Below are 25,895 nucleotides of genomic sequence, written 5' to 3' on the forward strand. Positions count from 1 at the left end.
ATCTCCTTGTTTATGATGACCGATGAAGACCAGCTGTCTTCGACTGTCAACAAGGATAAGGAGAGGGCCTGTCTCCTCCCTGTCTGCTTCCTTACGCCAGGCTGAACCGATCCTTTCACGAAGCTTACAGCGGAGGAAGTCGGTGAAAGGACGTGCTTTTTCAATCCGGCGGAGGGCTGTCCGGGTTCGGGAATTCGACCGTGAATGTGTTGCCGATGCCGTCGGCATCTTCTTCCAGCGTGATCCGCGCCTTGTGCAGGGAAGCGATTTCGCTGACGATGGCCAGACCGAGGCCGCTGCCATCGGTGTGGGTGCCGAGCAGGCGATGGAAGCGTTCGAAAATCCGCTGCCGCTCTTCCACCGGAATCTTCGGGCCATCGTCGCTGATGGAAAGCTGCGGCTGTTCTTCGCGGCCGACGCGTACCGTCACATGTCCGCCGTCCTGGCTATAGCGCACCGCATTGTCGATCAGGTTGTTGATCAGCTCGCGCAGGCGGTGCGGATCGCCTTTGATCATGATCGCCTGGTCGCCTTCGAAGCCCAGGTCGACATTGCGTTTCAAGGCTTCCGGCACCCACTCCATGGTCACATCGAGCGCCAGTGCGTTCAGGTCCAGGCGCTGCAGGGCGAGGGCCTCGACCGCGCCCGGTTCATTGCGGGCCAGCGACAGCAGTTGTCCGACCAGGTGAGACAGGCGGTCGGCGCTCATGTAGAGCTGTGCCAGGGAGCGCTGCATTTCGCCGAGATTCTGCTCCCGCAGGGCGACTTCGATCTGCGCCTTGATGCCGGCCACCGGAGTCTTGAGCTGGTGAGCCGCGTCGGCGATGAAGCGGTTCTGGAAATTCAGCGTCGTGCCGAGCCGCAGCATCAGCTCGTTCACTTCCTCTACCAGCGGTCTCACCTCCCCGGGGACGCCGGTAGTCGGAATCGGGCTGAGGTCGAGGTGGGAGCGGTCGGACACGGCGCGCTTGAGCAACTGCAGCGGATGCAGGCTGCGCGCGACGCCGTAGTACACGACGATCGCCGCCAGCGCAATCAGGAGCAGCTGGGGAATGAAGACGCTGGCGCGGATATCGCCGGCGAGGCGGCTGCGCTTGTTCAGGGTTTCGGCCGCTTGCACCAGCACGCTCCCGTGCTTTCCCTTTTCGTCGCATTTCATGTGGGCGGCAACCATCCGTACGCGTTCGTTGCCCAGCATGTCGTCGTAGAACGCCGGCCTGCCGTCGTACAGCTTCTGCGGTGCCGGCACGCTGGGATCGCCGCCGACGAGACTGCCGTCCTCCGCCACGACCTTGTAGAAGATCCGGTCGTCCTGGTCGACCATCAGCAGCCGTTCGGTGCCGGGAGGCATCTCCAGGCGAGGCCGGTCGCCGTCGTAGCGCACGTGCAGGCATACCTCGCGGGCGATTTCATGCAGCGCGCGGTCGTATGCCTGGTTCGAGTACCGGACTGAAGAGGAATAGGTAACGGCGACATCGAGCAGCAGCAGAACGACGAGCGGCCCCAGCAGCCATGCAAGCAGCGTTCGCCGCAGGGTGGAATCAGTCAGCCGCACTGTCATCGTGTTCCAGCAGGTATCCCATGCCGCGAATCGTGCGGATGCGGCAACCGTACGTCTCGAGCTTCTTGCGCACGCGGTAGACGTAGACTTCCATCGCATTGGGGCCGACATCGTCGCCCCAGCCATAGAGATGGTTGACCATCTGCTCCTTGCTGACTACGCGGCCTTCCTTCATCAGCAGCAGTTCGAACAGCGCGAGCTCGCGCGCGGACAGTTCGATTGGCTGGTTGTCGTGGTACAGGCGGCGGCCTGCGGTATCCAGCCGCAGCTTGCCGTGGACCAGGTCGGGCGTGGAATTGCCATGCCCCCGGCGCAGCAGGGCGCGCACCCGTGCTTCCAGTTCGGGCAGGTCGAAAGGTTTGGTGAGATAGTCGTCGGCGCCGAGATCCAGCCCGCGCACGCGGTCACTGAGCGCGTCGAGCGCGGTAAGGATCAGGACCGGCACACCTGACTTGCGAGAGCGCAGGCGCCGGACGATATCGAAGCCGCTCATCCCGGGCAGGCCGATGTCGAGCACGACCAGGTCATAGGTGTGGATGGTCAGCGCCTTGTCGGCCTGGTCGCCGTTGGCGACAAGATCCACCGCATAAGCCGATTGCACGAACGCGCGGTACAGGGCGTCGGCGAGGGTCTCGTCATCCTCGACTAGGAGAATTCGCATTGTGTTGGGGTATCCGATTGCTCGGGGGAGGGCAATGCCGGGGATTCTAACTGACTATTCAGCCTTTCCGGTCAATGCGGGGGGAATGCTTGCAGAAATCGGCGTGGACGGAAAAACAAAAGGGCTTACAACGAATTCGCTGTAAGCCCTTGATTTTTCTTGGTGGCCCGGGGCGGAATCGAACCACCGACACAAGGATTTTCAATCCTCTGCTCTACCAACTGAGCTACCAGGCCAAGGCGCGCAAGTATAGCAAAGCTATCGGAATATGCAAGACCTTTTTGCAGCCGGGACTTTTTTGAACCGCTATAATGACCCCGGAATCTACTGTTTTTGTCACTTCCGGGTGCCTGCTTCATGCAAATCCAAAGCAATATCTGTGTCATCGGAAACGGCGCTGTCGGCAAGGCCGCTGCGCTTGGCTTCGCCCAAGCCGGCTTGTCGGTGACGCTGCTCAGTCCGCCGGAAAGCCGTCCTGGCTCCGGCCAGGCAAGCTGGGACGTCCGTGTCTATGCCCTGAACCACGTTGCGCACGACCTGCTCACCTCCCTTAAGGTCTGGCAGGCGCTGGACGCATCCCGCGTTGCGGCGGTCGATGCCATGGACGTCAAGGGCGACGGCGCGCAGGCCGGCAACCTTACCTTCGACGCCTATGGCGCACGCACTGGCGCATTGGCCTGGATCGTCGAGGACAGCAACCTCGGCTCCGCACTCGATGCCGCCCTCAAGTTCGCGCCCAACCTCCGGGTCGTCACCGGACGAGCGGTTGAACTGCGAACCGATCTGCAGGGCGCCAGCGTCCGCCTCGACAACGGCGATGTGCTGGAAGCCTCGCTCGTGGTCGGCGCCGACGGCGCCCAGTCCTGGGTGCGCGGGCAATGCGATATCGGCATCGATTACCGTTCGTACGGCCAGCGCGCCATCGTCACCAATTTCGAATGCGACAAGCCGCACCACGGTACGGCCTTCCAGTGGTTCACTTCCAGCGAAGGCATCGTCGCATTGCTGCCGTTGCCGGGGCAGCGCGTTTCGCTGGTCTGGTCGGCGCCCGAAGCGCTCGCACAGACCTTGCTGGGAGAATCGCTCACCCAATTGGCCGAACGCCTGACGACGCTTTCCGGCGGCCAGCTTGGACAACTGCGTCCGGTGCAGCCTGAACTGGTCAAGGCCTTCCCCCTGACCCTGATGCGGCCGCATGCGATTGTTGCGCCCCGCGTGGCGCTTATCGGTGATGCCGCCCATGTCGTGCATCCGCTGGCCGGCCATGGCATGAACCTCGGCTTTGCCGATGTCGAGGCGCTCATCAAGGCTGTTTCGGAGCGTGAATCGCATCGGGATTGCGGCGATGAACGGGTGCTGGGCCGTTATGCCCGGGCGCGCAAGGAAGACATCTTCCTCATGCAACTGGCGACCGATGGACTGGAGCGACTGTTTTCCGCCGACTTCGAGCCGGTCCGGATTGCGCGCAACCTGGGCTTGAACTTTGTCAACAAATTGCCTGTCATAAAACGAGCGCTGATTTCCCATGCATTGGGAAAGCGGTCATAAAGACTCTCCAAAGGGTATCCCCGACACCATGATGAAACTGAAACAATTCGCGGCACTCGCTGCATTCACCCTCGCTGCCGGTACCGCAGTGGCACAATCGGCACAGGAGGCCGCGATCCGCAAGGCGATCGAGCCCCGTCTTGGTGACGGCGCGAAGATCGAGAGCGTCACCAAGACTCCGTTCGGAGGCTTGTACGAGGTGCGCGTCGCGGGCGACATCTTCTACACCGACGCCAAAGGGGACTTCCTGTTCATCGGCCGCATCGTCGATACCAAGACCTTCCAGGACCACACCAAGGCCCGCCTGGACGAGATCAACAAGATCAAGTTCTCCGACCTGCCGCTCGATTCCGCGCTGAAGATGGTCAAGGGCAACGGCAAGCGCGTGATCGCGGTCTTCGAGGACCCGAACTGCGGCTACTGCAAGCGCTTCCGCCAGACCCTCAACGAGATGGACAACGTGACGGTCTACACCTTCATGTACAACATCCTGTCCGAGGATTCCACGGTCAAGTCGCGCAACATCTGGTGCTCCACCGATCGCGTCAAGGCCTGGGATGACTGGATGCTGAAAGGCAAACAGCCCGAGGCGGCGCCGGCCAACTGCACCGCGCCCAACGACAAGATCCTCGCCCTTGGCCAGAAGATGAAGGTGACCGGCACCCCGACCGTCTTCTTCACCGATGGCACGCGCATTCCCGGCGCGGTCGACCAGAAGGCGCTGGAGGCCAAGCTTGCTTCCATCAAGTAAGACGCAGTAGAGGAATCCTTCGAATGGCGCGCACTCGCAAGAGGCGCGCCATTTTTTACATCACAATATGTCCGCAGCCCATCAAGGAGGCGAGCGATGTTCAACGCGATCCTGCTCAACAAGAAAGAAGACGGCACGGGACATCATCGAAGGAAAGGTGCGCGGCAGGCTGGTGGTGAACGTCAACGCATAAAAGGAGAACCATGGTCACACTCAACATCAACGGCCGCGACGTCCAGGTGGACGCCGATCCTTCGACACCAGTGCTCTGGGCGCTGCGCGACAACCTCGGCATGACCGGCACGAAGTTCGGCTGCGGCGCGGCGCTCTGCGGCGCCTGCACGGTGCACCTCGACGGCCAGCCGATCCGTTCCTGCGTGACGCCGATTGCCAGCGTCGCCGGCAAGAAGATCACGACCATCGAAGCCATGGAGTCCGATCGCGTCGGCAAGGCTGTGCAGGACGCATGGGTCAAGCATGATGTCCCGCAGTGCGGCTATTGCCAGAGCGGGCAGGTGATGACGGCCACCGCGCTTCTGCGAATCAACAGGGCGCCGACCGACGCGGACATCGATGCGGCCATGAGCGGCAACATCTGCCGTTGCGGTACCTACCAGCGCATCCGGACTGCGATCAAGGACGCAGCGAAAAGCCTTGTCTGACGCACTCGTCGGTATCCTGCTCGCAGCCGGTCGCGGCGCGCGCTTCGACGCCACCGGGCAGCGCAACAAGCTGCTGCAGCCGCTCGCAGACGGTGAAGAGGTCGCCGTTGCCGCCGCGCGCAACCTGCTTGCGGCACTGCCATCCGTCCTCGCGGTTGTCCGTCCCGGCAATGACAAGCTCGCTGCAAAACTGAATGGAGCCGGGTGCGAGGTAACCGTCTGCGACCATGCGGACGAAGGCATGGCCGCCTCGCTTGTGCATGCCTTGTCGTGCAAGCGGATGGCGCGGGGCTGGGTCATCGCATTGGCCGACATGCCGTTTGTTCAGCCGGCGACAGCCGCGGCGCTTGCTGCAGCGGTGGCGGCGGGTGCCGGCATTGCCGCGCCCACGATCGGCGGCAGGCGGGGCAACCCGGTCGCATTTGGCCGCATGCACCTCGACGAACTGCTGCAGTTGTGCGGTGACGAAGGCGCCCGCAGGCTGCTTCAGGCGCATCCGGTGACGGCGATCGCCGTCGATGACCCGGGCATCCTGCAAGACATCGATACGCCGCCGGACCTGCTCGCCCGGAATTGAGCCGCAGCGAACAATCCGGCTACACTATGCGGCTGTCGCCTTCTGCGCTCCAACCGTCCTCCGCATGAACAGCCAATTCCTGAACAAACACTTCGCCCACCTGCTCGGTATCGCCGGCACGATGCCCTTCCTGCTCCTCATGGTCGCCTGCTGGATGGTGCCGCCCGACTGGCTGGGCTACTTCATCCGCGGCCAGCTTGCGTATGGCATTGCCATCCTTTCCTTCCTCGGCGGCATGCACATGAGCGCCGCCATCCTGTCGACAGGATTGTCGGAGGAACAAACCCGCAAGGCATTTGTCTGGAGCGTATTGCCGCCGCTACTCGCCTGGTCGGCCACGCTCATGGGCGGCTTCGGATTCGCCGTGCTGATGGCCGGATTCATCATCGCCTACCGGGTCGACAAGCATCTGCTTGCCTGGTACCGCATGCCGGACTGGTTCCTGCACTTACGCTTCAGGCTGACTTGCGCGGTGGTCGCCGCGCTCGCATTGTCCGTTATCGCCGCCAACGTCAGAGGATAGGAGTCGCATGAAAAACGCCGTTCACTACAACATCGTCCCCAAGGACCCCGCAGCCCACCTGTTCGAGGTGACGCTTACCGTGCAGGATCCTGCCGTTGACGGACAGGTGTTCACGCTGCCGGCGTGGATTCCCGGCAGCTACATGATCCGGGAATTCGCGCGCAACATCGTGCGCCTCACCGCGCAGTCGGGAGGCAAGCCCGTCGCGCTGAACAAGCTGGACAAGCACACCTGGCAGGCCGCACCCTGCGGGAAGAAGCTCACGCTGACCTATGAAGTCTATGCATGGGACCTCTCCGTCCGCGCCGCCCACCTCGACCAGACGCACGGTTTCTTCAACGGCACCAGCGTCTTCCTGGCCGTGGCAAGTCAGGAACAGTTGCCGCACGTGGTCGACATCAAGCGACCCGAAGGCGACCTCTACAAGGCATGGCGCGTAGCAACGGCGCTGCCAGAACTGAAAGCGCGCCGCTATGGCTTCGGCACCTACATCGCGACTGATTACGACGAGCTGATCGATTCGCCGGTTGAAATGGGGACGTTCGAGCTGGCGACATTCAAGGCGCACGGCGTGGCGCACGACATTGTCATTACCGGCCGTGTCCCCAACCTGGACATGGCCCGCCTCGTCAACGATCTCAGGAAGGTATGCGAAGCGCAGATCGCCCTGTTCGAGCCGAAGACACGGCGCGCGCCCATGGACCGCTACGTGTTCATGACGCTGGCCGTCGGCGATGGATACGGCGGCCTCGAGCATCGCGCGTCGACGGCGCTGATCTGCTCGCGCAACGACCTGCCGGTCAAGGGCCAGAAGGAGATGAGCGAAGGCTACCGCACCTATCTCGGGTTGTGCAGCCACGAGTATTTCCATACCTGGAACGTCAAGCGCATCAAGCCCGACGTGTTCGCGCCGTACGACCTGCGCGCCGAGGGCTACACGACGCTGCTCTGGCTCTTCGAGGGATTCACCAGCTACTACGACGACCTCATGCTCGTGCGCAGCGGGCTGATCGATGAAGCCGCCTATCTCAAACTCGTGGCCAAGTCGGTCAACAGCGTATTGCGCGGCAGCGGACGTGCCAAGCAGAGCGTCGCCGAATCGAGTTTCGATGCGTGGACCAAGTATTATCGGCAGGACGAGAATTCTCCGAACGCGATCGTCAGCTATTACGCAAAAGGTTCGCATGTCGGCCTTGCGCTGGACCTGACGATACGCGCCGAAACGAAGGGCAGGAAATCCCTCGACGATGTAATGCGCGCCCTGTGGGATCGCTACGGCCGCGATTTCTACGAAGGCGAGGGGATCGGCGTGTCGGAAGCGGATGCCGAGGCGCTGTTCGACGAAGTGACCGGACTCAGGCTCAAGCGATTCTTCGATCGCTATGTGCGTGGCACTGAGGACCTGCCGCTCGGCAAGCTGCTTGCCCCCTTCGGCGTCGAACTGGCGGACAACCGGAAAACCCGGAAGCCCGCACTCGGCGTTCGCACTTCACGCGAGGGCAACGACTGCAAACTCGCCAATGTGTACGAGGGCGGCCCGGCGCATGCGGCAGGCGTGTCGGCCGGCGACATCCTTGTCGCCGTGGATGGATTGCGCGTGACGGCGACCAATCTCGACGGGCTGCTGGCACGCTACAAGGCAGGGGATGAAGTCGTGCTGCATGTGTTCCGCCGCGATGAACTGATGGTTTTCACGGCGGCGCTTGCGCCTGACGATGCGCCGCAGGTGGAGCTGAAGGCGCTGGAAAAGCCGGCGGCGGCAGCGCGCGTGCGCGCCGCCTGGCTGGGAACGGCAGACTGATCAGCCGGCGAACAGCCGGTTCAGTTCCACGCCCGGATCGGGCGCGCGCATGAAGGCTTCGCCAACGAGGAAGGCATGCACGTCGGCGTCGCGCATCTTCTTCACGTCGTCAGGCGCGAGGATGCCCGACTCGGTAACGACCATCTTGTCCGCCGGGATGCGCGGCAGCAGGCCGATCGTGGTCTGCAGGGAGGTTTCGAAGGTGCGCAGGTTGCGGTTGTTGATGCCGACCATTGCCGTCTTCAGCTTCAATGCGGCGGTCAGTTCGTCGCCGTCATGCACCTCGACCAGCACGCCCATGCCGAGTTCGTGCGCGCAGGCTTCGAGCTCGGCCATCAGGCCGTGATCGAGCGCTGATACGATCAGCAGGATGCAGTCCGCGCCCCAGGAGCGCGCTTCGTACACCTGGTACACGTCGATCATGAAATCCTTGCGCAGCACCGGCAGTTCGCACGCTGCGCGGGCCTGCCGCAGGTACTCCGGCGCGCCCTGGAAGAATTGCACGTCGGTCAGGACAGACAGGCAGGCAGCGCCGTGTTTTGCATAGCTCGCGGCGATATCGGCCGGGTGGAAATCGGGACGCAGCACGCCTTTCGACGGCGAGGCCTTCTTCACTTCAGCAATCACACCGGCGTGACCCGACTTGATCTTCGAGCGCAGGCTCGCTTCAAAGCCGCGCAGGTCCTTGCGCGCTTCGGTATTGCTCTCCACATCACGGCGCAGGCTCGCCAGGTCGCGGTGCTTTTTCGCCGCAGCGACTTCATCCGCCTTGACGTCGAGGATTTTCTTGAGGATATCAGACATGATGAATCAGTTCGCGGCGCCGAGCTGCTGCGTCGCTTTCACAAATTGGTTCAGCTTCGAACGGGCCGCACCGGAGGCGAGCACTTCACGCGCCTTCATCAGGCCATCGCCGATCGACTTCACGGCGCCGCCCGCATAGAGCGCGGTGCCGGCGTTGAGCACGACGATGTCACGTACCGGCCCGGGAGTATTGTCGAGCGCCTCGAAGATTTTCTGCTTCGATTCTTCCGCGCCGGATACTTTCAGGTTGCGGCTGGCGACCATCTGCAGGCCGAAATCTTCCGGGTGGATTTCGTATTCGCGGATTTCACCATTCACCAGTTCGCCGACCATCGTTGCTGCGCCGAGGGAGACTTCATCCATGTTGTCTCGGCCCCAGACCACCAGGGCGTGCTTTGCGCCGAGTCGCTGCAGCACGCGCACCTGGATGCCGACGAGGTCAGGATGGAATACACCCATCAGGATATTCGGCGCACCTGCAGGGTTGGTCAACGGCCCGAGAATGTTGAAGATGGTCCGCACACCGAGTTCCTTGCGTACCGGCGCGGCGTGTTTCATGGCTGCATGATGGTTCGGCGCGAACATGAAACCGATGCCGGTCTGCTCGATGGATTGCGCAACCTGCTCCGGTTTCAGGTTGATGTTGGCGCCGAGGGCCTCCAGCACATCCGCGCTGCCGGACGACGAGGACACGCTGCGGCCGCCATGCTTGGCCACGCGCACGCCTGCCGCAGCCACCACGAACATCGTCGCCGTGGAAATGTTGAACGTATGGGCGCCGTCGCCGCCGGTGCCGACGATGTCCAGCAGGTTGCTGGTATCGTCCAGCGGCACCTTCGTTGCGAATTCGCGCATCACCTGCGCCGCGGCGGCAATCTCGCCGATGGTTTCCTTCTTCACGCGCAGGCCCATCGTGAGCGCCGCGATCATCACCGGCGACATCTCGCCGCCCATGATTTTGCGGAACAGCGACAACATTTCGTCGTGGAAGATCTCGCGGTGTTCAATGCAGCGCAACAGCGCTTCTTGCGGCGTTATCGGCATTGCGTGGCTCCGTGTCAGGTATTCAGGAAGTTCTTCAGCAGCGCGTGGCCGTGTTCGGACAGGATGGATTCCGGATGGAACTGCACGCCTTCCACCTTGAACTCCTTGTGGCGCACGCCCATGATCTCGCCGTCGTCGGTCCATGCCGTCACTTCCAGGCAATCCGGCAGCGTCTCGCGCTCGATCGCCAGCGAGTGATAACGGATGATGGTGTACGGGCTGGGCAGGTCCTTGAATACGCCCACGCCAGTGTGGGTAATGACGGAGGTCTTGCCATGCATGACCTGCTTGGCGCGGATCACGTTGCCGCCAAATGCGGCACCGATGCTCTGGTGGCCGAGGCAGACGCCGAGGATCGGCACCTTGCCCGCGAATTCCTTCAGCAGCGGCACGGACACGCCTGCTTCATGCGGCGTGCAGGGCCCGGGCGAAATGCAGATGCGGTCCGGTTTCATCGCCGCGATCTGTTCCAGCGTGATTTCGTCATTGCGGAAAGTCCGCACGTCTTCACCGAGCTCGCCAAAATACTGGACCAGGTTATAGGTGAAGGAGTCGTAGTTATCGATCATCAGCAACATGTCACAGCTCCCCATCCAGTCCGTCTTGCACCTGCTCGGCCGCGCGCAGTACCGCGCGCGCCTTGTTTTCCGTTTCCTGCCATTCCATCTCGGGTATCGAATCGGCAACCACGCCTGCCGCGGCCTGCACGTGCAGCATGCCGTCCTTGATTACGCCGGTACGGATGGCGATGGCGAGATCCATTTCGCCGCCGAATGACAGGTAACCGCATGCGCCGCCATAGATACCGCGCTTGATCGGCTCGAGTTCATCGATGATTTCCATGGCGCGCACCTTCGGCGCCCCCGACAGCGTGCCGGCGGGGAAGGTGGCCTTGAGCACGTCGAGGTTCGACAGATCAGGCTTGAGCGTGCCTTCGACATTCGACACGATGTGCTGCACGTGGGAATACTTTTCGATCACCAGCTTGTCGGTCACCTTGACGCTGCCGGTTTCCGCGATACGGCCGATGTCGTTGCGGGCCAGGTCGATCAGCATCACGTGTTCCGCGATTTCCTTGGGATCGGCCAGTAGTTCCTTGGCCAGTTGCGCATCCTTCTCCGGCGTGGCGCCGCGGGGGCGGGTGCCGGCCAGCGGGCGGATCGTGACTTTCCGCTTGCCTTCGTTGGTCTGCTCGTTGCGCACCAGGATTTCCGGCGACGCGCCGACAATCTGCATGTCGCCGAAGTTGTAAAAGTACATGTAAGGCGATGGATTCAGCGAGCGCAGCGCACGGTAGAGCGACAGCGGCGAATCCACATACGATTTCTTCAGCCGCTGGCCCACCTGCACCTGCATCAGGTCGCCCGCCATGATGTATTCCTTCGCCTTCTCGACCGCCTTCAGATAATCGGCCTTGTCGAATTCGCGGATGGTGTCGGTGCGCACCGATGCCGACGTGACAGGCACATCGACCGCCCGGCGCAGCATGGCGCGCAGGTCCTTCAGCCGCTGGCGGGCCTTCGAGTACGCCTCGGACTGGGTCGGGTCCGCATAGACAATCAGGTACAGCTTGCCGGACAGGTTGTCGATGACCGCCAGTTCTTCCGTCACCAGCAGCTGGATGTCCGGCAGGCCGAGGTCGTCGTGCGGCGTCGAGTGCGCCAGGCGCTTTTCGATATGCCGTACCGTGTCATAGCCGAAATAGCCGGCCAGGCCGCCGCAGAAACGGGGCATGCCAGGACGCAGCGCCGCCTTGTAGCGGGACTGGAACTCGGCGATGAATTCGAGCGGATTGCCTTCGTGCGTCTCGACCACGGCGCCGTTCTTCACGACTTCCGTCTTCGTGCCGTAGCTGCGCATGAGCGTCGAAGCCGGCAGGCCGATGAAGGAATAGCGTCCGAAACGCTCGCCGCCGACGACGGATTCGAGCAGGAAGGTGTTCTTTCCGGTGTTGTGGGGTTGCGCCAGCTTCAGGTACAGCGTGAGCGGCGTTTCGAGGTCCGCGAAGGCTTCAGCGATCAGCGGAATGCGGTTGTAGCCCTGCGCGGCCAGCGATTTGAATTCGAGTTCGGTCATGTTTCTCTCCGGGCGCTATTGTAGAACGGGAGGCCAATAGCGGGGGGATTGTCAAAAAACGTTGCTAACCAGGCAAATGCGGGACAAATGCGGTCAGCGGCAATGTGGGCTTATTCAGTCCAGGATTGCCAGCGTCGCCACAGCCAGGCCTCATAGCGGCCCACTGCAGTCACGTCACGTTTTTTGTCGAGAAACATGTCGATGGATTTATGCGGAAACAAGATGTGCTGCGTCAAGCAGCGTGGAGACTATACCATCGGAATCGACGTCGTGTATAGATTCACCATGGTTGTAGCCGTAGGGCACATTCAGCACCCGGCAGCCTGCTGCACGGGCGGCTTGCGCATCGTTGGAGGAATCGCCGATGGCCACCACCTCGGCCGGCTGCAATTTGAAATCTTCGCACACGGTGAGCAGGGGCAGGGGATCGGGCTTCTTCCTGGGGAGCGAATCGCCACCATACACAATCTCGAAATAGTCGCGAAGCCCGGCTTTTTCCAGCAGCGGCACGGCGAATCCGATCGGCTTGTTGGTCACGCAGGCGAGGCGGATGCTCTTGGCGCGCAAGGCATCCAGACCTTCGCGAACACCCGGGTAGACGCTCGAATATTCGCCATTGATCGCGACGTAGTGCTTCATGTACGAAGCCAGCGCCGCTTCGAAATGCCGCTCCACATCGTCCGGGCCGTAGTCGACCGCGAGCACGCGACGCATGAGGTTCTCGGTGCCTTTCCCCACGAAATGCGTGATGGTTTCGATGTCAATCGGCGACAGGCCGAGGTCGCTGCGCATGCGGGTGATCGCGACATGGAAATCCGGCGCGGTATGCACCATCGTTCCATCGAGGTCGACGATGGCAGCGCGAATCCCGGTCAGCGCAATGCGTTCCGGTGCGTTCATGCCTGCGCCAGTTGCTCGCGCATGGCGTCGATCACCGCCTTGTAATCCGGCTTGCCGAAAATCGCCGAACCGGCCACGAAGGTATCGGCGCCCGCGCGTGCCGCCGCCGCAATGTTCTCGATCTTGATGCCGCCATCCACCTCGAGCATGATGTCGCGGCCGGATTCGTCAATGCGCTTGCGCACGGCGGCGATCTTCTTCAGCGCTTCAGGAATAAAGGATTGACCGCCAAAGCCAGGGTTGACTGACATGATCAGGATCATGTCCAGCTTGTCCATTACATGGTCGAGGTAATGCAGCGGCGTCGCGGGATTGAACACCAGCCCCGCCTTGCAGCCGTTGTCGCGAATGAGTTGCAGTGAGCGGTCGATATGCTCCGATCCTTCCGGATGGAAGGTAATGATATTCGCGCCAGCCTTGGCAAAGTCCGGAATGATGCGATCCACAGGCTTGACCATCAGATGCACGTCGATCGGAACCTGTACATGCGGGCGGATGGCTTCGCAGACGAGCGGGCCGACGGTCAGGTTCGGCACGTAATGGTTGTCCATCACGTCAAAGTGGATGATGTCGGCGCCGGCCGCGACAACGTTGCGGACTTCTTCGCCCAGGCGGGCAAAATCGGCGGAAAGGATGCTGGGAGCGATACGATAGGTAGGCATGACAAGCAATGTTGGAATGGATGCGCTATTTTACCTGTTCGACTGCGCACGGAAGTATTGCAATCACGTAAGTTTTCAGGTGCAATCACCTGGTCGCTCTCGCAATATGGCAAGAACAACAAGGAACCCGAATGGCTGCCTACGAATTTAGCGTGTCCGTGAAAACCCAGTACCTGGAGGAGCAATCCGAACCGGACCGCGGAAATTACGTTTTCGCCTACACGATTACCATCAAGAACACGGGAAAGGTCGCCGCCCAGCTGATTTCGCGTCACTGGACCATCGTGGACGCAAACAACCATGTAGAAGAGGTGAGGGGGCTTGGCGTCGTCGGCCACCAACCCCTGCTGCAGCCTGGAGAACAGTTCGAGTACACCAGCGGCACCGCGCTCGCTACGCCGCAAGGCTCGATGAAGGGCGCATACTTCTGCGTGGCGGAGGATGGCGAGCAATTCGAGGCCGTCATCCCGGAATTCATCCTGTCATTGCCCCGCACGCTGCATTGAATTAAGGTTGCGCATCATCCTTTGGCGGTAAGGGTTTCTGTGGATTTGCCTGGTCCTTATTCTTGCTCGAAGGCATGGTCCACCAGACAATAAAAACCAGCAGGAACAGAGCAATTCCCGCTTCAAGCATCAACAGCCACATATTCGCTTTTCCTCATGTCAGTCATCCGCACAAGTTTACTCGCATCCGCTGCCGCAGTACTCACTGCCGCATGTACCTCGCTTCCCCCCGCACCGCCGGCCAAGCCGCCGGTCATGCCTGAACCGGTGCAGCCGGTGAAACCAGTCGAGGCGCCGAAAGAACTGTTCCGGGCAACGACATTCGCCGCGCTTCCGGGTTGGGACAAGGATAACTTGCGCGAGGCATGGCAGGCTTTCCTCACGTCGTGCGAAGTCCTGGTGCGCAAGCCTGACTGGAAAGAGCCCTGCCAGGTGGCGTCCGACGTCGACGCGCGAAGCGAAAAGGCGGTACGCACCTTCTTCGAATCGTTTTTCATCCCCTACCAGATCTTCAATCAGGACGGGTCAGATACGGGACTCGTGACCGGTTACTACGAACCGCTGCTGCGCGGAGCGCGCAAACGCGGCGGCCCTTACCAGATCCCCCTGCACCGCGCCCCCGAAGACTTGCTGACGATCGATCTTTCTTCTGTCTATCCTGAATTGAAGAACATGCGCCTGCGCGGACGCGTCGTCGGCAACAAGGTCATTCCCTACTTGTCGCGCGGCGAAATGATGCAATCGAATATGCTTGCCGGAAAGGAGCTTGTCTGGGTTGACGATGCCGTGGAAGCATTCTTCCTCCAGGTGCAGGGCTCCGGGCGCGTGCAACTGGCCGACACCAAGGAGACCGTCCGGGTAGCCTACGCTGACCAGAACGGCCATCCGTACAAATCGATCGGCCGCTACCTTGTCGACAAAGGCGAAATGACGCTTGATCAGGCGTCCGCACAGTCGATCAAGGCCTGGTTTGCCTCCAACCCCGCGCGCCAGCAAGAGTTGCTCAATGCCAACCCCAGCTATGTATTCTTCAAGGAAGAAAAGCTGGCCGATCCCAACAAGGGCCCAAAAGGTGCGCTTGGCGTACCTTTGACGCCCCAGCGATCGATTGCGGTCGATCCTCAGTTCATTCCGCTCGGTGTGCCGGTATTTCTGTCTACGACACAGCCGGGGAAAGAAATTGCGTTGCAGCGCCTCATGCTCGCGCAGGACACTGGCGGCGCCATCAGGAACCCGGTACGGGCGGATTTTTTCTGGGGATTTGGCGCTGACGCCGGCGAAAAGGCGGGCAAGATGAAGCAGCGCGGCCAGCTCTGGATCCTGATGCCCAGGCTTGTTCCACCTCCGGTAGCAGTTAGATAACGATTTTCTTCTGGAAACCAGTGCGACACGGGATATGATGGTAAATACGGCAACTTTTTCGCCGGATATTAATATTCATCCCTGGAATGTCTATTCGCCGCCTGTTGCAGATTTGCGCTGTTTTCTTCTTGTATTGTGGGACCGTGGTAGCGGCTCCCATGGTCTATGTATACCCAAAGTCGGTATCGTCCGTCGATAGTCAGTACATGTATGACTACGACCTGCTGCGACTGGCGTTGGAAAAAACGCGCGCAGAGTACGGCCCCTACGAGCTTCGCTCATCCGAAGTGGGAATGTCCCAAGCGCGCGCCGCGGAAGAAATTCATTCCGGATCGGGCAAGGTCAATATCTTTGCCCGTTCGACCGCTATCGAGCATGAAACACGCATGCTCCCTGTACGTATTCCGCTGGACAAGGGATTGATCAGCTATCGCGTGTTCCTGATCCGGGGCGACGACCAATGGCGCTTTGCCTCGGTCCGTACGCTGGATGACCTGCGCAAGCTAAGCGTCGGATCGTTCCCGACATGGACGGATACGAAGGTCTTTCGCGACAACGGGTTCAACGTGGTCACCGGCGAGAGCTACGAGGGACTCTTCCGGATGCTGGTGGCAAACAGGTTCGATTTCTTTTCGCGCAGTGTCGATGAAGCCTATCGGGAATACGAAGAGCGCAAGGAATTGTTGCCGACCATGAAGGTAGAGGAGGGCCTGCTTCTATATTTCCCAACGACACGCTACTTCTTCCTGCAGCGGGGCCAAGAAGGGGAAAGACTTGCCGCGCGCGTCGAGCGGGGGCTGAACCTGATGATCAAGGACGGCACCTTCGACATCCTCTTCAAAAAGTACAAGGAACCCCTGATCGAGCGCGCGAACCTCCGCCATCGGAGGATCTTCCGGATACCGAATCCCCACCTTTCCCAGGAGACGCCTCTGGCGCGCAAGGAACTGTGGTACGACCCGCTCGGCGATCGATGAAGGGTCGTGTTATTTACAAAGGCTGAAGGAATAGCGCGCCTTCGCTTCGTGCAAGCTGCATGGCCAGTGCAAAGGGCGTATCCATCGTCGATATATGGAGCAGCAGCCACTGCGGCAACAAATCGTCGGCAACATGCCTTCCTATGCCCACATCCCCACCCATGACTTGCGCGTGGATGTGGTGAAGCGCTCCAAGTACCCGTGCGTGTTGCTCCTGATGCGCGGCCATTTCAGGGAAATCCAGTTCATCCATCCACGCTTCCTCTTTGCGGAATGCGCGCTCCACCTGCTGGACAAATGCAGCGAATTCCGTGCAGAAATCCGCATCCTCGCTGCCCGACAGTTTGTCCAGCGCACTGAAAAGGCCGTGATGCAGTCGATCCATGGCCGGTACACCCGAAGAAATGTCTGAAACCCAAGCGGAAGGCAAACACGTTCCAACTGTCAGCCCATGGCAATCTGCGCTGCGGAAATCAGAGGAGCCAGCTGGTTTCGAAGGAATCATTGGCGACCTTTCCTTTTAAAGAGGGGGTATGAAGAGGAGCGGGGCTACGGTGAGATCTCTTGCCGCAAGTTCATGCTACTTCCTCACGACTGCCGACCTTTGACTTGCCTCAAAGGGGCGCAGTCCATACTCGCCGGTTTAGATGTATCGAGGAGGTTTCGAAGCAGGAGGGGTACAATTGCGCCCACCCCTTTTTGTCCAGGAGCCCATAAAAATGAACTATGAAAATATCGTGGTTGAAACCCGTGAAAAGGTAGGAGTCATTCAGCTCAATCGTCCCAAGGCGCTGAACGCGCTGAACGACAAGCTGATGGACGAACTTGGCACCGCGCTGACGGCATTCGATGCCGACGATAGCATCGGCTGCATCATCATTACCGGCAGCGAAAAAGCATTTGCCGCCGGTGCGGATATCGGCGCCATGGCCGGTTATACGTTCATGGACGTATATAAAGGGGAGTACATCACCCGTAACTGGGAGCAGATCCGTCGAATCCGCAAACCCGTCATTGCTGCCGTTGCTGGCTACGCCCTTGGCGGCGGCTGTGAATTGGCAATGATGTGCGACTTCATCATCGCGGCCGAAACTGCCAAGTTCGGCCAGCCGGAAATCAAGCTGGGCACCATTCCCGGCGCCGGCGGCACGCAACGGCTGCCTCGTGCCGTCTCCAAGGCCAAGGCAATGGACATGTGCCTTACCGGCCGCATGATGGATGCGGCAGAGGCGGAGAGGGCCGGCCTTGTTTCGCGCGTCGTCCCCGCAGACAAGCTGATGGAAGAGGCGGTTTCCGCTGCCGCCACGATTGCCGGCATGTCGCTCCCCATCGTCATGATGGTCAAGGAAAGCATCAACCGTGCGTACGAAACCACGCTGAACGAAGGTGTGCAATATGAACGCCGCCTGTTCCACAGCACCTTCGCGACCGAAGATCAAAAGGAAGGAATGAAGGCTTTTATCGAGAAGCGCTTGCCAGCCTTCCGCAACCTTTGATATAGTGCGCCTCCCGTCGCAAAACGATGCAGGAAAAAGTGGTAACCCGCTTGTGCAACGAAGTGTGGCGGGAGAGTAATGAGTGGTGTCGGCGGGGAAAAGTTTTTCAGATATTCGAAGCAAGGTAGTTGACGATATTTGGAAATCGCCGCATAATCCCATCTCTTTGCTGCTGACGAACAAAACGATTCGACGGCGCATTTGCAAGACTGAAAAGTTGAGCAAAAAGAAGTAGTTACGCGAACAAGTTAAATTAAAAATGCTTGACGCGAAACTGAAAGTGCTTCATAATCTCGTTTCTCTGCTGCTGACGAACAAAACGATTCGCGGCGAGGTGCTCGACAGGGTGCCTGGCGGAGTAAGTTCTTTAAAAAATAACAGCCGATAAGTGTGGGCGCTTGGTGGAAGTGCGGCGCTGGGGTGACTCAGCGTAGAACTTAAAACATTAAGTGCTCACAAAAAAATATAGGTAAGTTCGCAAGAACATACCTGTCAGTATTTTGAGTGAGCGACGGTTCTTCGGAACCTGGCAGCAATGCCACAACAGAGATTGAACTGAAGAGTTTGATCCTGGCTCAGATTGAACGCTGGCGGCATGCCTTACACATGCAAGTCGAACGGCAGCGCGGGAGCAATCCTGGCGGCGAGTGGCGAACGGGTGAGTAATATATCGGAACGTGCCCTGGAGTGGGGGATAACTAGTCGAAAGACTAGCTAATACCGCATACGATCTACGGATGAAAGTGGGGGATCGCAAGACCTCATGCTCCTGGAGCGGCCGATATCTGATTAGCTAGTTGGTGGGGTAAAAGCCTACCAAGGCGACGATCAGTAGCTGGTCTGAGAGGACGACCAGCCACACTGGGACTGAGACACGGCCCAGACTCCTACGGGAGGCAGCAGTGGGGAATTTTGGACAATGGGGGCAACCCTGATCCAGCAATGCCGCGTGTGTGAAGAAGGCCTTCGGGTTGTAAAGCACTTTTGTTCGGAAAGAAATCGCCTGGGCTAATACCCTGGGTGGATGACGGTACCGGAAGAATAAGCACCGGCTAACTACGTGCCAGCAGCCGCGGTAATACGTAGGGTGCAAGCGTTAATCGGAATTACTGGGCGTAAAGCGTGCGCAGGCGGTTGTGCAAGACAGATGTGAAATCCCCGGGCTTAACCTGGGAACTGCATTTGTGACTGCACGGCTAGAGTGTGTCAGAGGGGGGTAGAATTCCACGTGTAGCAGTGAAATGCGTAGATATGTGGAGGAATACCGATGGCGAAGGCAGCCCCCTGGGATAACACTGACGCTCATGCACGAAAGCGTGGGGAGCAAACAGGATTAGATACCCTGGTAGTCCACGCCCTAAACGATGTCAACTAGTTGTCGGGTCTTAATTGACTTGGTAACGCAGCTAACGCGTGAAGTTGACCGCCTGGGGAGTACGGTCGCAAGATTAAAACTCAAAGGAATTGACGGGGACCCGCACAAGCGGTGGATGATGTGGATTAATTCGATGCAACGCGAAAAACCTTACCTACCCTTGACATGGTCGGAATCCTGGAGAGATCTGGGAGTGCTCGAAAGAGAACCGGCGCACAGGTGCTGCATGGCTGTCGTCAGCTCGTGTCGTGAGATGTTGGGTTAAGTCCCGCAACGAGCGCAACCCTTGTCATTAGTTGCTACGAAAGGGCACTCTAATGAGACTGCCGGTGACAAACCGGAGGAAGGTGGGGATGACGTCAAGTCCTCATGGCCCTTATGGGTAGGGCTTCACACGTCATACAATGGTACATACAGAGGGCCGCCAACCCGCGAGGGGGAGCTAATCCCAGAAAGTGTATCGTAGTCCGGATTGTAGTCTGCAACTCGACTGCATGAAGTTGGAATCGCTAGTAATCGCGGATCAGCATGTCGCGGTGAATACGTTCCCGGGTCTTGTACACACCGCCCGTCACACCATGGGAGCGGGTTTTACCAGAAGTAGGTAGCCTAACCGCAAGGAGGGCGCTTACCACGGTAGGATTCGTGACTGGGGTGAAGTCGTAACAAGGTAGCCGTATCGGAAGGTGCGGCTGGATCACCTCCTTTCTAGAGTTCGCATCCAAATCAAGCGTTCACACTTATCGGTGTGTTAGTAAAACAGAACAGCAACAAATGGGTCTGTAGCTCAGCTGGTTAGAGCACCGTGTTGATAACGCGGGGGTCGTTGGTTCGAGCCCAACTAGACCCACCATCAAGTTTCGGGGGTTTAGCTCAGCTGGGAGAGCACCTGCTTTGCAAGCAGGGGGTCGTCGGTTCGATCCCGTCAACCTCCACCAAAACATCAAACCTAAGTCATCGCGTGCACAGCGCAGGCGACGAGATTTAGGTTTGATCTTTTACGATCAATAGGCTGTTTTGTTCTTTAACAATCTGGAAGAAGTAGTAAAGAATTTATCAGTTGTAGCTGATGCGTTGTGATGACGTGTTGGTTGCGACTGGTGGGTTGTGATTGTATCAATCATATGTATGAAAGAGTTCTCGCAGCAATGCGAGTAGTCTGGAATACGGCACGCAAACTCAAGCTCTATAGCGTTTCTCGCAAGAGAAGCTAACGTTATAGGGACAAGCGAATAAGTGCACATGGTGGATGCCTTGGCGATATCAGGCGATGAAGGACGTAGTAGCTTGCGATAAGCTGCGGGGAGTGAGCAAACACACTTTGATCCGCAGATTTCCGAATGGGGAAACCCGGCCCTTTGGGTCATCCCACACTGAATACATAGGTGTGTGGAAGCGAACGCGGCGAACTGAAACATCTAAGTAGCTGCAGGAAAAGAAATCAACCGAGATTCCCAAAGTAGTGGCGAGCGAAATGGGAACAGCCTGCAAGATTTAGCATCAGCGATAGTGGAACGCTCTGGAAAGTGCGGCCATAGAGGGTGATAGCCCCTTACACGAAATCCCTGGTGTGGAACTAAGCTTGCGACAAGTAGGGCGGGGCACGTGAAACCCTGTCTGAACATGGGGGGACCATCCTCCAAGGCTAAATACTCGATATCGACCGATAGTGAACCAGTACCGTGAGGGAAAGGCGAAAAGAACCCCGGAAGGGGAGTGAAATAGAACCTGAAACCGTGTGCATACAAACAGTAGGAGCCTCGCAAGGGGTGACTGCGTACCTTTTGTATAATGGGTCAGCGACTTACATTCAGTGGCAAGGTTAACCGCATAGGGAAGCCGTAGAGAAATCGAGTCCGAATAGGGCGTTCAGTCGCTGGGTGTAGACCCGAAACCAAGTGATCTACCCATGGCCAGGATGAAGGTGCCGTAACAGGTACTGGAGGTCCGAACCCACTAACGTTGAAAAGTTAGGGGATGAGCTGTGGGTAGGGGTGAAAGGCTAAACAAACTTGGAAATAGCTGGTTCTCTCCGAAAACTATTTAGGTAGTGCCTCAAGTATCACCATCGGGGGTAGAGCACTGTTATGGCTAGGGGGTCATCGCGACTTACCAAACCATTGCAAACTCCGAATACCGATGAGTGCGAGCTTGGGAGACAGACGCCGGGTGCTAACGTCCGACGTCAAGAGGGAAACAACCCAGACCGCCAGCTAAGGTCCCAAAGATTGGCTAAGTGGAAAACGAAGTGGGAAGGCTAAAACAGTCAGGAGGTTGGCTTAGAAGCAGCCATCCTTTAAAGAAAGCGTAATAGCTCACTGATCGAGTCGTCCTGCGCGGAAGATGTAACGGGGCTAAGCCAGTCACCGAAGCTGCGGATATGCGTAAGCATATGGTAGGAGAGCGTTCTGTAAGCCTGCGAAGGTGTCTTGTAAAGGATGCTGGAGGTATCAGAAGTGCGAATGCTGACATGAGTAGCGATAATGCGGGTGAAAGGCCCGCACGCCGTAAGCCCAAGGTTTCCTGTTCAACGTTCATCGGAGCAGGGTGAGTCGGCCCCTAAGGCGAGGCAGAGATGCGTAGCTGATGGGAAGCAGGTTAATATTCCTGCACCGTCGTTAGATGCGATGGGGGGACGGATCGCGGAAGGTTGTCCGGGTGTTGGATGTCCCGGTTCCTAACTCAAAGAAGGCGCTTAGGCAAATCCGGGCGCGTAATTCAAGGGGTTGGGACGAGCGGCTTTATGCCGCGAAGCAATCGGAAGTGGTTCCAAGAAAAGCCTCTAAGCTTCAGTCTAACGAGACCGTACCGCAAACCGACACAGGTGGGCGAGATGAGTATTCTAAGGCGCTTGAGAGAACTCGGGAGAAGGAACTCGGCAAATTGGTACCGTAACTTCGGGATAAGGTACGCCCTTGTAGCTTGACTGGCCTGCGCCAGGAGGGTGAAGGGGTTGCAATAAACTGGTGGCTGCGACTGTTTAATAAAAACACAGCACTCTGCAAACACGAAAGTGGACGTATAGGGTGTGACGCCTGCCCGGTGCTGGAAGATTAAATGATGGGGTGCAAGCTCTTGATTGAAGTCCCAGTAAACGGCGGCCGTAACTATAACGGTCCTAAGGTAGCGAAATTCCTTGTCGGGTAAGTTCCGACCTGCACGAATGGCGTAACGATGGCCACACTGTCTCCTCCCGAGACTCAGCGAAGTTGAAGTGTTTGTGATGATGCAATCTACCCGCGGCTAGACGGAAAGACCCCATGAACCTTTACTGTAGCTTTGCATTGGACTTTGAACCAATCTGTGTAGGATAGGTGGGAGGCTTTGAAGCGGTGACGCCAGTTGCCGTGGAGCCAACCTTGAAATACCACCCTGGTTTGTTTGAGGTTCTAACCTTGGTCCGTTATCCGGATCGGGGACAGTGCATGGTAGGCAGTTTGACTGGGGCGGTCTCCTCCCAAAGTGTAACGGAGGAGTTCGAAGGTACGCTAGGTACGGTCGGACATCGTGCTAATAGTGCAATGGCATAAGCGTGCTTAACTGCGAGACTGACAAGTCGAGCAGGTACGAAAGTAGGACATAGTGATCCGGTGGTTCTGTATGGAAGGGCCATCGCTCAACGGATAAAAGGTACTCTGGGGATAACAGGCTGATTCCTCCCAAGAGTTCATATCGACGGGGGAGTTTGGCACCTCGATGTCGGCTCATCACATCCTGGGGCTGTAGCCGGTCCCAAGGGTATGGCTGTTCGCCATTTAAAGTGGTACGTGAGCTGGGTTTAAAACGTCGTGAGACAGTTTGGTCCCTATCTGCCGTGGGCGTTGGAAGTTTGAGGGGGGCTGCTCCTAGTACGAGAGGACCGGAGTGGACGAACCTCTGGTGTACCGGTTGTCACGCCAGTGGCATTGCCGGGTAGCTAAGTTCGGAAGAGATAACCGCTGAAAGCATCTAAGCGGGAAACTTGCCTCAAGATGAGACTTCCCGGAGACTTGATCTCCCTAAAGGGTCGTTCGAGACCAGGACGTTGATAGGTCAGGTGTGGAAGCGCAGTAATGCGTTAAGCTAACTGATACTAATTGCCCGTGCGGCTTGTCCCTATAACCTTAGCAAGGTATAGGCAAGTAAGCGTGTGAATGACTGTTCAATCACACCCGCCAATTTGTAGTACCCCTAACTACTGCTTCTTCCCAGATTGAGTTGTTTGTATCCGCCAGCAGCAACGGCAATACATGCAACGCTACAAGTTATGCCTGATGACCATAGCGCGTTGGTCCCACCCCTTCCCATCCCGAACAGGACCGTGAAACGACGTCGCGCCGATGATAGTGCTGCAACCAGTGTGAAAGTAGGTAATCGTCAGGCTTGTTATTCGCAAAGGCCCTAGCCTAATCGCTAGGGCCTTTTGCTTTAAGTGTCAGCCCATAATTTCAATGATCTATAACGTAGTGCATTGAGGTGATGAGCTAACAAGAAGCGGCGTCAAAACTTTTAAAACAAAGGTATTGACGCGAAACTGAAAGTGCTTAATAATCTCGTTTCTCTGCTGCTGACGAACAAAACGATTCGCGGCGAGGTGCTCGACAGGGTGCCTGGCGGAGTAAGTTCTTTAAAAAATAACAGCCGATAAGTGTGGGCGCTTGGTGGAAGTGCGGCGCTGGGGTGACTCAGCGTAGAACTTAAAACATTAAGTGCTCACAAAAAAATATAGGTAAGTTCGCAAGAACATACCTGTCAGTATTTTGAGTGAGCGACGGTTCTTCGGAACCTGGCAGCAATGCCACAACAGAGATTGAACTGAAGAGTTTGATCCTGGCTCAGATTGAACGCTGGCGGCATGCCTTACACATGCAAGTCGAACGGCAGCGCGGGAGCAATCCTGGCGGCGAGTGGCGAACGGGTGAGTAATATATCGGAACGTGCCCTGGAGTGGGGGATAACTAGTCGAAAGACTAGCTAATACCGCATACGATCTACGGATGAAAGTGGGGGATCGCAAGACCTCATGCTCCTGGAGCGGCCGATATCTGATTAGCTAGTTGGTGGGGTAAAAGCCTACCAAGGCGACGATCAGTAGCTGGTCTGAGAGGACGACCAGCCACACTGGGACTGAGACACGGCCCAGACTCCTACGGGAGGCAGCAGTGGGGAATTTTGGACAATGGGGGCAACCCTGATCCAGCAATGCCGCGTGTGTGAAGAAGGCCTTCGGGTTGTAAAGCACTTTTGTTCGGAAAGAAATCGCCTGGGCTAATACCCTGGGTGGATGACGGTACCGGAAGAATAAGCACCGGCTAACTACGTGCCAGCAGCCGCGGTAATACGTAGGGTGCAAGCGTTAATCGGAATTACTGGGCGTAAAGCGTGCGCAGGCGGTTGTGCAAGACAGATGTGAAATCCCCGGGCTTAACCTGGGAACTGCATTTGTGACTGCACGGCTAGAGTGTGTCAGAGGGGGGTAGAATTCCACGTGTAGCAGTGAAATGCGTAGATATGTGGAGGAATACCGATGGCGAAGGCAGCCCCCTGGGATAACACTGACGCTCATGCACGAAAGCGTGGGGAGCAAACAGGATTAGATACCCTGGTAGTCCACGCCCTAAACGATGTCAACTAGTTGTCGGGTCTTAATTGACTTGGTAACGCAGCTAACGCGTGAAGTTGACCGCCTGGGGAGTACGGTCGCAAGATTAAAACTCAAAGGAATTGACGGGGACCCGCACAAGCGGTGGATGATGTGGATTAATTCGATGCAACGCGAAAAACCTTACCTACCCTTGACATGGTCGGAATCCTGGAGAGATCTGGGAGTGCTCGAAAGAGAACCGGCGCACAGGTGCTGCATGGCTGTCGTCAGCTCGTGTCGTGAGATGTTGGGTTAAGTCCCGCAACGAGCGCAACCCTTGTCATTAGTTGCTACGAAAGGGCACTCTAATGAGACTGCCGGTGACAAACCGGAGGAAGGTGGGGATGACGTCAAGTCCTCATGGCCCTTATGGGTAGGGCTTCACACGTCATACAATGGTACATACAGAGGGCCGCCAACCCGCGAGGGGGAGCTAATCCCAGAAAGTGTATCGTAGTCCGGATTGTAGTCTGCAACTCGACTGCATGAAGTTGGAATCGCTAGTAATCGCGGATCAGCATGTCGCGGTGAATACGTTCCCGGGTCTTGTACACACCGCCCGTCACACCATGGGAGCGGGTTTTACCAGAAGTAGGTAGCCTAACCGCAAGGAGGGCGCTTACCACGGTAGGATTCGTGACTGGGGTGAAGTCGTAACAAGGTAGCCGTATCGGAAGGTGCGGCTGGATCACCTCCTTTCTAGAGTTCGCATCCAAATCAAGCGTTCACACTTATCGGTGTGTTAGTAAAACAGAACAGCAACAAATGGGTCTGTAGCTCAGCTGGTTAGAGCACCGTGTTGATAACGCGGGGGTCGTTGGTTCGAGCCCAACTAGACCCACCATCAAGTTTCGGGGGTTTAGCTCAGCTGGGAGAGCACCTGCTTTGCAAGCAGGGGGTCGTCGGTTCGATCCCGTCAACCTCCACCAAAACATCAAACCTAAGTCATCGCGTGCACAGCGCAGGCGACGAGATTTAGGTTTGAT

The 25,895-nt window shown here is 58.1% G+C and carries 19 protein-coding genes, 5 tRNA genes and 4 rRNA genes; 18 read left to right on the forward strand and 10 right to left on the reverse strand.

The features are described from left to right. Positions 1–160 precede the first annotated feature (160 nt). The 3 genes from AC3WOY_RS16875 to AC3WOY_RS16885 form a co-directional block, all read right to left on the reverse strand. On the reverse strand, positions 161–1,561 hold the full coding sequence (locus tag AC3WOY_RS16875; RefSeq protein WP_492425796.1) for a sensor histidine kinase: 1,401 nt from the start codon (positions 1,559–1,561) through the stop codon (positions 161–163). After that, entirely contained in the window at positions 1,542–2,222 is a 681-nt protein-coding gene (locus tag AC3WOY_RS16880; RefSeq protein WP_492425798.1) for a response regulator, read from the reverse strand. Before AC3WOY_RS16880 ends, AC3WOY_RS16875 begins: the two co-directional genes overlap by 20 nt. Before the next feature lie 160 nt (positions 2,223–2,382). After that, positions 2,383–2,458, reverse strand: a tRNA-Phe gene (locus tag AC3WOY_RS16885). Positions 2,459–2,579: 121 nt separating this feature from the next. Between AC3WOY_RS16885 and AC3WOY_RS16890 the strand changes: the two genes are divergently transcribed. The 6 genes from AC3WOY_RS16890 (at position 2,580) to AC3WOY_RS16915 (ending at position 8,084) form a co-directional block, all read left to right on the forward strand. Next, positions 2,580–3,770: a UbiH/UbiF family hydroxylase gene (locus AC3WOY_RS16890; RefSeq protein WP_492425800.1), complete on the forward strand. Its 1,191-nt coding sequence runs from the start codon at positions 2,580–2,582 to the stop codon at positions 3,768–3,770. 31 nt (positions 3,771–3,801) lie between these two features. Then, positions 3,802–4,521: a DsbC family protein gene (locus AC3WOY_RS16895; protein WP_492429337.1), complete on the forward strand. Its 720-nt coding sequence runs from the start codon at positions 3,802–3,804 to the stop codon at positions 4,519–4,521. Positions 4,522–4,724: 203 nt separating this feature from the next. Next, complete coding sequence (locus tag AC3WOY_RS16900) at positions 4,725–5,183, forward strand: (2Fe-2S)-binding protein (RefSeq protein ID WP_492425802.1); 459 nt, start codon at positions 4,725–4,727, stop codon at positions 5,181–5,183. Beyond that, entirely contained in the window at positions 5,176–5,760 is a 585-nt protein-coding gene (locus AC3WOY_RS16905) for a nucleotidyltransferase family protein (RefSeq protein ID WP_492425804.1), read from the forward strand. Before AC3WOY_RS16900 ends, AC3WOY_RS16905 begins: the two co-directional genes overlap by 8 nt. A 64-nt stretch (positions 5,761–5,824) precedes the next feature. Then, the gene (locus AC3WOY_RS16910; RefSeq protein WP_492425806.1) at positions 5,825–6,283 is read left to right on the forward strand and encodes a DUF3429 domain-containing protein; all 459 of its coding nucleotides are present in this window, start codon (positions 5,825–5,827) and stop codon (positions 6,281–6,283) included. Positions 6,284–6,290: 7 nt separating this feature from the next. Continuing rightward, the gene (locus tag AC3WOY_RS16915) at positions 6,291–8,084 is read left to right on the forward strand and encodes a M61 family metallopeptidase (RefSeq protein WP_492425808.1); all 1,794 of its coding nucleotides are present in this window, start codon (positions 6,291–6,293) and stop codon (positions 8,082–8,084) included. On the opposite strand, the gene trpC is transcribed toward AC3WOY_RS16915, so the two are convergent. The 6 genes from trpC to rpe all read right to left on the reverse strand — a co-directional run bounded on the left by trpC (position 8,085) and on the right by rpe (position 13,570). Continuing rightward, positions 8,085–8,888, reverse strand: a complete 804-nt coding sequence (trpC, locus tag AC3WOY_RS16920; protein WP_492425810.1) for an indole-3-glycerol phosphate synthase TrpC — start codon at positions 8,886–8,888, stop codon at positions 8,085–8,087. Positions 8,889–8,894: 6 nt separating this feature from the next. Further along, positions 8,895–9,932: an anthranilate phosphoribosyltransferase gene (gene trpD, locus AC3WOY_RS16925; RefSeq protein ID WP_492425812.1), complete on the reverse strand. Its 1,038-nt coding sequence runs from the start codon at positions 9,930–9,932 to the stop codon at positions 8,895–8,897. A 14-nt stretch (positions 9,933–9,946) separates the two neighbouring features. After that, on the reverse strand, positions 9,947–10,510 hold the full coding sequence (locus tag AC3WOY_RS16930; protein WP_492425814.1) for an aminodeoxychorismate/anthranilate synthase component II: 564 nt from the start codon (positions 10,508–10,510) through the stop codon (positions 9,947–9,949). Position 10,511: 1 nt separating this feature from the next. Then, positions 10,512–12,008, reverse strand: a complete 1,497-nt coding sequence (gene trpE / locus AC3WOY_RS16935; protein ID WP_492425816.1) for an anthranilate synthase component I — start codon at positions 12,006–12,008, stop codon at positions 10,512–10,514. A gap of 207 nt (positions 12,009–12,215) precedes the next feature. Next, positions 12,216–12,908, reverse strand: coding sequence for a phosphoglycolate phosphatase (locus AC3WOY_RS16940; protein WP_492425818.1), 693 nt, complete (start codon positions 12,906–12,908; stop codon positions 12,216–12,218). Further along, a complete protein-coding gene (gene rpe, locus AC3WOY_RS16945; RefSeq protein WP_492425820.1) occupies positions 12,905–13,570 on the reverse strand; it encodes a ribulose-phosphate 3-epimerase in 666 nt (221 codons plus the stop codon). Before rpe ends, AC3WOY_RS16940 begins: the two co-directional genes overlap by 4 nt. Before the next feature lie 131 nt (positions 13,571–13,701). Here rpe and apaG point away from each other — a divergent pair, with 131 nt between their 5' ends. The 3 genes from apaG (at position 13,702) to AC3WOY_RS16960 (ending at position 16,415) form a co-directional block, all read left to right on the forward strand. Then, positions 13,702–14,076: a Co2+/Mg2+ efflux protein ApaG gene (gene apaG / locus AC3WOY_RS16950; protein ID WP_492425822.1), complete on the forward strand. Its 375-nt coding sequence runs from the start codon at positions 13,702–13,704 to the stop codon at positions 14,074–14,076. 156 nt (positions 14,077–14,232) lie between these two features. Continuing rightward, positions 14,233–15,438, forward strand: coding sequence for a murein transglycosylase A (mltA, locus tag AC3WOY_RS16955; RefSeq protein ID WP_492425824.1), 1,206 nt, complete (start codon positions 14,233–14,235; stop codon positions 15,436–15,438). 158 nt (positions 15,439–15,596) lie between these two features. Beyond that, a complete protein-coding gene (locus AC3WOY_RS16960; RefSeq protein ID WP_492425826.1) occupies positions 15,597–16,415 on the forward strand; it encodes a substrate-binding periplasmic protein in 819 nt (272 codons plus the stop codon). 13 nt (positions 16,416–16,428) lie between these two features. Here AC3WOY_RS16960 and AC3WOY_RS16965 read toward each other — a convergent pair whose 3' ends face one another. Beyond that, the gene (locus AC3WOY_RS16965; RefSeq protein WP_492425828.1) at positions 16,429–16,920 is read right to left on the reverse strand and encodes a bacteriohemerythrin; all 492 of its coding nucleotides are present in this window, start codon (positions 16,918–16,920) and stop codon (positions 16,429–16,431) included. A gap of 214 nt (positions 16,921–17,134) precedes the next feature. Here AC3WOY_RS16965 and AC3WOY_RS16970 point away from each other — a divergent pair, with 214 nt between their 5' ends. The 9 genes from AC3WOY_RS16970 (at position 17,135) to AC3WOY_RS17010 (ending at position 25,838) form a co-directional block, all read left to right on the forward strand. Continuing rightward, positions 17,135–17,911 (forward strand): enoyl-CoA hydratase, encoded by a 777-nt coding sequence (locus AC3WOY_RS16970; protein ID WP_492425830.1) that lies wholly within the window; start codon positions 17,135–17,137, stop codon positions 17,909–17,911. Between the two features lie 552 nt (positions 17,912–18,463). After that, positions 18,464–19,994 (forward strand): 16S ribosomal RNA (locus tag AC3WOY_RS16975). A gap of 68 nt (positions 19,995–20,062) precedes the next feature. Next, positions 20,063–20,139 (forward strand) — tRNA-Ile (locus AC3WOY_RS16980). 9 nt (positions 20,140–20,148) lie between these two features. Further along, positions 20,149–20,224, forward strand: a tRNA-Ala gene (locus AC3WOY_RS16985). Between the two features lie 284 nt (positions 20,225–20,508). Next, positions 20,509–23,383 (forward strand): 23S ribosomal RNA (locus tag AC3WOY_RS16990). A gap of 152 nt (positions 23,384–23,535) precedes the next feature. Further along, positions 23,536–23,648, forward strand: a 5S ribosomal RNA gene (rrf, locus tag AC3WOY_RS16995). 429 nt (positions 23,649–24,077) lie between these two features. Then, positions 24,078–25,608, forward strand: a 16S ribosomal RNA gene (locus AC3WOY_RS17000). The 16S, 23S and 5S rRNA genes sit together here with 4 tRNA genes alongside, the layout of an rRNA operon. Before the next feature lie 68 nt (positions 25,609–25,676). Continuing rightward, positions 25,677–25,753, forward strand: a tRNA-Ile gene (locus tag AC3WOY_RS17005). A gap of 9 nt (positions 25,754–25,762) precedes the next feature. After that, a tRNA-Ala gene (locus tag AC3WOY_RS17010) sits at positions 25,763–25,838 on the forward strand. Positions 25,839–25,895 lie beyond the last annotated feature (57 nt).

The organism is Noviherbaspirillum sp. FW303-A3 (genome assembly GCF_058788695.1).

Excerpts from the sequence above, each read along its gene's own strand:
- AC3WOY_RS16940 (WP_492425818.1), bottom strand. The coding sequence starts at position 12,908 with ATGAACGCACCGGAACGCATTGCGCTGACCGGGATTCGCGCTGCCATC.
- trpD (WP_492425812.1), bottom strand. The coding sequence starts at position 9,932 with ATGCCGATAACGCCGCAAGAAGCGCTGTTGCGCTGCATTGAACACCGC.
- apaG (WP_492425822.1), top strand. The coding sequence starts at position 13,702 with ATGGCTGCCTACGAATTTAGCGTGTCCGTGAAAACCCAGTACCTGGAG.
- AC3WOY_RS16970 (WP_492425830.1), top strand. The coding sequence starts at position 17,135 with ATGAACTATGAAAATATCGTGGTTGAAACCCGTGAAAAGGTAGGAGTC.
- AC3WOY_RS16965 (WP_492425828.1), bottom strand. The coding sequence starts at position 16,920 with ATGATTCCTTCGAAACCAGCTGGCTCCTCTGATTTCCGCAGCGCAGAT.
- AC3WOY_RS16875 (WP_492425796.1), bottom strand. The coding sequence starts at position 1,561 with ATGACAGTGCGGCTGACTGATTCCACCCTGCGGCGAACGCTGCTTGCA.
- AC3WOY_RS16895 (WP_492429337.1), top strand. The coding sequence starts at position 3,802 with ATGAAACTGAAACAATTCGCGGCACTCGCTGCATTCACCCTCGCTGCC.
- trpE (WP_492425816.1), bottom strand. The coding sequence starts at position 12,008 with ATGACCGAACTCGAATTCAAATCGCTGGCCGCGCAGGGCTACAACCGC.
- AC3WOY_RS16890 (WP_492425800.1), top strand. The coding sequence starts at position 2,580 with ATGCAAATCCAAAGCAATATCTGTGTCATCGGAAACGGCGCTGTCGGC.
- trpC (WP_492425810.1), bottom strand. The coding sequence starts at position 8,888 with ATGTCTGATATCCTCAAGAAAATCCTCGACGTCAAGGCGGATGAAGTC.
- AC3WOY_RS16915 (WP_492425808.1), top strand. The coding sequence starts at position 6,291 with ATGAAAAACGCCGTTCACTACAACATCGTCCCCAAGGACCCCGCAGCC.
- rpe (WP_492425820.1), bottom strand. The coding sequence starts at position 13,570 with ATGCCTACCTATCGTATCGCTCCCAGCATCCTTTCCGCCGATTTTGCC.
- AC3WOY_RS16930 (WP_492425814.1), bottom strand. The coding sequence starts at position 10,510 with ATGTTGCTGATGATCGATAACTACGACTCCTTCACCTATAACCTGGTC.
- AC3WOY_RS16910 (WP_492425806.1), top strand. The coding sequence starts at position 5,825 with ATGAACAGCCAATTCCTGAACAAACACTTCGCCCACCTGCTCGGTATC.
- AC3WOY_RS16880 (WP_492425798.1), bottom strand. The coding sequence starts at position 2,222 with ATGCGAATTCTCCTAGTCGAGGATGACGAGACCCTCGCCGACGCCCTG.
- mltA (WP_492425824.1), top strand. The coding sequence starts at position 14,233 with ATGTCAGTCATCCGCACAAGTTTACTCGCATCCGCTGCCGCAGTACTC.
- AC3WOY_RS16960 (WP_492425826.1), top strand. The coding sequence starts at position 15,597 with ATGGTCTATGTATACCCAAAGTCGGTATCGTCCGTCGATAGTCAGTAC.
- AC3WOY_RS16900 (WP_492425802.1), top strand. The coding sequence starts at position 4,725 with ATGGTCACACTCAACATCAACGGCCGCGACGTCCAGGTGGACGCCGAT.